The 1,072-nt window shown below is 57.4% G+C and carries 1 protein-coding gene and 1 pseudogene; both read right to left on the reverse strand.

The window, feature by feature from the left end:
• Nucleotides 1-199, reverse strand: a pseudogene (locus ACXJKO_RS31755) (plasmid partitioning protein RepB); the annotation flags it as partial.
• Between the two features lie 14 nt (nt 200-213).
• Nucleotides 214-1,072, reverse strand: an 859-nt coding sequence (gene repA, locus ACXJKO_RS31760; RefSeq protein WP_457094975.1) for a plasmid partitioning protein RepA, incomplete at its 5' end; no start/stop codon positions are given.

The following is a 1,072-nucleotide window of genomic DNA, read 5'->3' on the forward strand; positions in this document are numbered from 1 at the left end:
AAGAAGGATCAAGTTCGACAATCGCAGAACCAGTCTCGATGTTCTCTGCGGCTTTGGCTCGTTCGGTAAGCTGCTGGAGCGAGGCTCCCATGGCGGCGATAGCGCCGCTGCGAACACGAGGTGGGGCAGGGGTCTGAGGTGCTGAGTTGGGAGCTCCCAACTTTTCTGCCGCGGGCTTCGCGGAGAATAGAGCATCCATTGCTGACTTCCGGCTCATGCTGCGCGCCCCCATGCACGACGGACCATCGTCTCAATTTCAGCGTTCACTGCATCGAGTGCTTCAACGGCCCGGTCATAGGTCTGACGGTTCATCGACTCTCTACCGACTTCATAAAGCGTCTGCTTCGTCAGACCGGCATCAGACACTGCCGAACTCTTGACCATCGGACTTGTCAAAACAGCCTCGCCAAAGAGATTGCGGAGGAGGGCGGTTATTCGCGTCTGCGGCCCGTCCTGTGGCTCATACCGCGTAATCAGATACTTGAGTTCGTCRTAGCGGATCTGACCACCAGCATCGCGCACGACGTCCAACAAGTCATTGGTCATTGCCAAGAACTGGGACATGGAGGCCACGTCCAGCATTTGGGGATGGACCGTGATGAGCAGAGACGTAGCTGCGCAAAGCGCGGAGAGTGTCAGGAAGCCGAGCTGGGGAGGGCAGTCGATAACGACGACGTCATATCGATCCGCCACCGTATCGAGGGCTTGCGCCACCCGTGTGAAGAACATCTGGTCCCGTTGCCGAGAGGCGAGGGCCTTTGGCGTTTCGTGCTCGAATTCCATAAGCTCGAGATTGCCAGGGACGATATCGAGGCCCGTGAAATAGGTTGGCCGGATGATGTCAGTCAGTTCACGCCTGTTGTCGCCATACCGAATAGCGCCATAGAGGGTATCGCCTGGTCCAACGTCAATTTCGGGCTGGAGTCCGTGCAAAGCAGACAAGCTGGCCTGCGGGTCCAAATCCACTGCAAGAACGCGATAACCCTTGAGGACGAGATACTGCGCGACATGAGCTGACGTGGTGGTCTTGCCGGAGCCGCCCTTGAAGTTCACTACAGAGATGACTTGAAGG

The sequence above is a fragment of the Microvirga sp. P5_D2 genome (assembly GCF_054049475.1).